Source organism: Micromonospora sp. M42, assembly GCF_000568915.1.
Classification (GTDB): domain Bacteria; phylum Actinomycetota; class Actinomycetes; order Mycobacteriales; family Micromonosporaceae; genus Micromonospora; species Micromonospora chalcea.
The window spans coordinates 2,997,748-3,002,322 of sequence record NZ_KK037233.1 but is presented as its reverse complement, the minus strand read 5'-3'; the positions used below and the strand labels follow the sequence as shown (position 1 = coordinate 3,002,322).

The 4,575-nt window shown below is 74.1% G+C and carries 5 protein-coding genes and 1 pseudogene; 5 read left to right on the top strand and 1 reads right to left on the bottom strand.

Annotation, left to right across the window (positions count from 1 at the left end; all coding sequences use genetic code 11):
• The first annotated feature begins 1 nt into the window (after position 1).
• The 5 genes and pseudogenes from MCBG_RS13530 to MCBG_RS13510 all read left to right on the top strand — a co-directional run bounded on the left by MCBG_RS13530 (position 2) and on the right by MCBG_RS13510 (position 3,584).
• A pseudogene (locus MCBG_RS13530) lies at positions 2–857 on the top strand (S1C family serine protease).
• Positions 858–1,009: 152 nt separating this feature from the next.
• Positions 1,010–1,306, top strand: coding sequence for a hypothetical protein (locus MCBG_RS13525; protein WP_043325976.1), 297 nt, complete (start codon positions 1,010–1,012; stop codon positions 1,304–1,306).
• A 9-nt stretch (positions 1,307–1,315) separates the two neighbouring features.
• On the top strand, positions 1,316–1,741 hold the full coding sequence (gene arfB, locus MCBG_RS13520; protein ID WP_043325975.1) for an alternative ribosome rescue aminoacyl-tRNA hydrolase ArfB: 426 nt from the start codon (positions 1,316–1,318) through the stop codon (positions 1,739–1,741).
• Between the two features lie 49 nt (positions 1,742–1,790).
• On the top strand, positions 1,791–2,363 hold the full coding sequence (locus tag MCBG_RS13515; RefSeq protein WP_043325974.1) for a GNAT family N-acetyltransferase: 573 nt from the start codon (positions 1,791–1,793) through the stop codon (positions 2,361–2,363).
• 87 nt (positions 2,364–2,450) lie between these two features.
• Entirely contained in the window at positions 2,451–3,584 is a 1,134-nt protein-coding gene (locus tag MCBG_RS13510) for a cellulose binding domain-containing protein (RefSeq protein WP_043325973.1), read from the top strand.
• Positions 3,585–3,608: 24 nt separating this feature from the next.
• Here MCBG_RS13510 and MCBG_RS13505 read toward each other — a convergent pair whose 3' ends face one another.
• Complete coding sequence (locus MCBG_RS13505; protein ID WP_043325971.1) at positions 3,609–4,493, bottom strand: hypothetical protein; 885 nt, start codon at positions 4,491–4,493, stop codon at positions 3,609–3,611.
• Between the last annotated feature and the right edge of the window lie 82 nt (positions 4,494–4,575).

The following is a 4,575-nucleotide window of genomic DNA, read 5'->3' as shown; positions in this document are numbered from 1 at the left end:
AGTGCAGACCGGACTCGGCGAAGCACCGCGGACCGTGGTTCGTCTCGCCGGAGCTGGACCCGGACGGGCGCGGCCACCGGGACGTACCCGGGGGCGGGCCGGAGGCCGGGCGGCGCAGCCTGCGGCACCGGCTGCTGAGCGTGGCGGCGGTGGTGGCGCTCTCCACCGTCTCCGGCGCGGTGGCCGGCACCTGGGCGGCCGACCAGGGCTCGCCGGGACCGAGCGCGGCATCCGCCGCGCCGGTGCCCGCGGAACTGGTCACCGCCGCCGGCAAGACGGTGCCCGGCGTGGTCTCGGTGATGGTCGGGGGCCGATCCGGCGCGTCCGCGTCCGGCTCCGGATTCGCCATCGACAACGAGCAGCACATCGTCACAAACGACCACATCCTGGCCCGCGGCGGCTCGGGCGCGGTGACTGTGGAGACCTCGGACGGGCGTCGCTTCCCGGCCGAGGTGGTGGGCCGGGAACCCGCCAGCGACCTGGCCGTGCTCAAGGTGCCCGCGTCCGCCGGGCTGCCGCCGCTGCCGCTGGCCAAGGCGAACTCGACCCGGGTGGGGGAGCCGGTGCTCGCGGTCGGGTCGCCGCTCGGGCTCGCCGGGACCGTCACCGCCGGTATCGTCAGCGCGCTCAACCGGCAGGTGCGGATCGGCAACGGCCGGCACACGGCGGTGCAGACCGACGCCTCCATCAACCCGGGCAACTCGGGCGGGCCGCTGGTGAACGCGCGCGGTGAGGTGGTCGGCGTGAACACCGCCATCGCCACCATCGACGGCAACGGGTCGATCGGCATCGGCTTCGCCATCCCGATCGACCAGGTCCAGCAGACCGCCGACACCATCATCGGCCGGGGCGGCTGAGTCACCGGGCGCGGTCTCCCGCGCGGGTCGCCTCGGCGCTTCGCGCGGCGCTGACCTGCACAAGCACTGCAAGATCGGTGCGAACTGTCGGATATCCGGCGTGGGATCATTGGGGCATAGAAATATTACGCTGAGTATGGATACTGGCGGAGGTGGAGCAAGCTGTCATTGCGGCCCTCCTCGTGATGGGCCTGATCATCGGCGCCGGTGTCGGCGCGTCCTACGCGCGTGCGAAACGCGGCTGGACGGACTACCAGACGATCCGGACCAGCGTGCCGGGCGCCCGCCGCAACGCCTGGCTCGCGATTCGCGGCGTGGTCGTCAAGCTCGCGGTGATCGCCCTGCTGCTGGTCGGCGCGGCCGCGTACGCGGCCTCCGGCGGCGGCGAGGAACGGGCCGGTCCCACCCCGAGCGCGACCCCCACCCCGAGTCACCGCGCCGGGCGCTAGCCTCGGGGAGTGGACGACGGACTGCGGGTGACCGACCGGCTCGTGGTGCCCGCAGTCGAGCTGCGGGAACGGTTCTCCCGGTCGTCCGGGCCCGGCGGCCAGGGGGTGAACACCACCGATTCGCGGGTGGAACTGAGCTTCGACCTGGGCCGCTCGCCGAGCGTGCCGGAGACGCTGCGGGAACGGGCGCTGACCCGGCTCGCCGGACGCCTGGTCGACGGCGTGCTGACCGTGACCGCCAGTGAGCACCGCGCGCAACTGGCCAACCGGGAAGCGGCCCGGGAACGGATGGCGGCGCTGCTGCGCGAGGCCGTCGCCCCGCCGCCGAAGGCGCGCCGCCCGACCCGCCCCTCCCGTGGCGCCAAGGAGCGCCGGCTGGCCGAGAAGAAGCGCCAGTCCCAGCGCAAACGCGACCGCCGGGTGGACGGCGACTGACCGAAAAACGGTTGAACCGCCCGGCGCGCCGACCGGAGAATTCCGCCCCGTGATCGACTTCTCCGTCAAGCCCACGCTCACCGGCGAGCGTGTGGCGCTGCGCCCGTTCCACGACGACGACCTGCCGGCGCTCGCGGAGATCCTGGCCGACCCGGAGGTGGTCCGGCTGACCGGCAGCCCGGCTGGCGAGACGTTCGAACCGGCCCGGTTGCGCGCCTGGTACGGCACCCGCAACAGCCAGGACGACCGGCTCGACCTCGCGGTGGTGGACCGGGCGAGCGGCGCCTGCGTCGGCGAGGTGGTCCTCAACGAGTGGGACCGGGCCAACGCGAGCTGCAACTTCCGCACGCTGATCGGTCCCGGCGGCCGCGACCGCGGCCTCGGCACCGAGGCGGTGCGGCTGATCGTCGGGTACGGCTTCGAGCAGCTCGGCCTGCACCGCATCGGCCTGGAGGTGTTCGCGTTCAACCCGCGTGCCCGGCGCGCCTACGAGAAGGTGGGCTTCGTCGCCGAGGGGACGCTGCGGCAGGTGCTGCGCGACGGCGACGGCTGGGTGGACGCCACTGTCATGTCGATCCTCGCTCCGGAGTGGAACCGGCACCGGGGGCACCCGGAGGGTTGAGCCGGAGGCGTCGAAGCGCTTCAATGCGTACGGGAGCTTCAGGGCCGTCACCGACCACCACGTCACAGTGACAGGAGTCCCTTCCGCATGTCCCGAAACCCCGTACGCGCCGCGCTGACCGCGCTCGCCGCGCTGCTACCGGTCCTCGCTCTCGGCCTCGCCCTCACCGCCACCACACCCCCGGCCGCCGCGGCGGCCACGCCGGTCCGCGTCATGCCACTGGGCGACTCCATCACCGGGTCGCCCGGCTGCTGGCGCGCCCTGCTCTGGAACCGCCTCCAGTCCACCGGCCACACCGACGTCGACTTCGTCGGCACGCTCGGGCCGCAGGGCTGCGGCGTGCCCTACGACGGCGACAACGAGGGCCACGGCGGCTACCTCGCGACGAACGTGGCCAACCAGAACCTGCTGCCCGGCTGGCTCGCCGCCACCCGCCCGGACGTCGTGCTCATGCACTTCGGCACCAACGACGTGTGGAGCAACATCGCGCCCGCCACGATCCTCGCCGCGTACTCGAAGCTGGTGGACCAGATGCGGGCCGCCAACCCGGCCACGACCGTGCTGGTCGCGAAGATCATCCCGATGAACCCGGCGAGCTGCCCGGAGTGCGGCCAGCGGACCGTGGCGCTCAACTCGCTCATCGACGGCTGGGCGGCCGGGAAGACCACGGCCGCCTCCCCGATCGTGGTGGTCGACCAGTGGACCGGGTTCAGCACCGCCACCGACACCTACGACGGGGTGCACCCGAACGCGGCCGGGGACCAGAAGATGTCCGACAGGTGGTACCCGGCGCTGGTCGCCGCGCTCGGCCGCGCCACGCCCGGCCCGACCACGTCCCCGACCGTCAGCCCCACGCCGTCGCCCACGCTCAGCCCGTCACCGACGACCAGCCCGTCGCCCACCGCGAGCCCGACGTCGGCGCCCGGCGGCTGCACCGCCACCTGGCGCCTCGCCGGTCAGTGGCCGGGCGGCTTCCAGGGGGAGGTGACAGTGCGCAACGACGGCGTCGCGCCGATCGCCGGCTGGACCGTGCGCTTCCCGCTCGCCGGCGGACAGCGGGTCAGCCAGGCGTGGAGCGCCGACGTGACGCAGAGCGGAACCACTGTGACCGCCCGGAACGCGAGCTGGAACGGCGCGCTGGCCCCGGCCGCCCAGACCACGTTCGGGTTCCTGGCCGAGGGAACCGCGCCGAGCCCGGCGCTGACCTGCGCGCCGAGCTGACCGTCGCGTGCCGGCCGGCCCCGCTCAGCGGTGGTCGGCCGGCACCGCCCGGTCCAGCGCGGCCAGCAGCCGGGCGCGCAACCCGGCGGCACGCTCGGCGAACCCGCGCTGCGCGGCGGCGTACTCGGCCCGGCCCTCCGGCGTCTCCACCGGCACCGGCGGGTAGCCCAGGGCGGCCAGGTCGTACGGGCTGGCACGCATGTCCAGCGTCCGGATCTCCCGGGCCAGCTCGAAGCAGTCCGCCACGAGTTCCGAGCAGACCAGCGGCGACAGCTTGTACGCCCACTTGTAGAGATCCATGTTGGCGTGCAGGCAACCCGGCTGCTCCAGCGCGTGCTGGCTGTCCCGGGTCGGCTGGAGCACGTTCAGCGGGCGGGCCGGCGCGGTGAAGAACCGGAACGCGTCGAAGTGGCTGCACCGCACGCCGCGCTCCTCGACCACCGCCGCCGTCGCCGCCGGGCTCAGCCGCAGCGGCCAGGAGTTGTGCCGTACCTGCTCCTGCGTCTGCCGGTAGACCATCGCCCACTCGTGCATGCCGAAGCAGCCGAACTGCGCCGGGCGTCCGGCGGTCGCCGCCAGCAGCGTACGGATCCAGGCGATCGACTCGGCGCGCCGCGCGCGTACCCGATCGGTGTCGAGGGTGAGCCCGGCGGCGCAGGCGGTGTAGTCCGGGCCGAAACCGGCCGGGTCGGCGTCGCGCAGCGTCACGCCTGCGCCCGGGTGCCAGCGGCGCAGCTGGGCCGGCCGGTGCGAGTAGTAGGTGAAGAGGAAGTCCTCCACCGGATGCTTCACGCCCGCCCGGCGGCGGCCGAGATGCGGCGTCAGCCAGGCGTCCACCCGCTGCTCGTGGGCGGCCCGGCGCGCCTGCCAGTCGGCGACGTCGAGCGCGGGGGCGAGGGCGGCGGTCACGCACCCCAGGGTACGACCGCCGCCCGTCGCCGGGTCACGGCACGTCCACCCGCACGCCCGCGGAGAAGACGCCGCTGCGCAG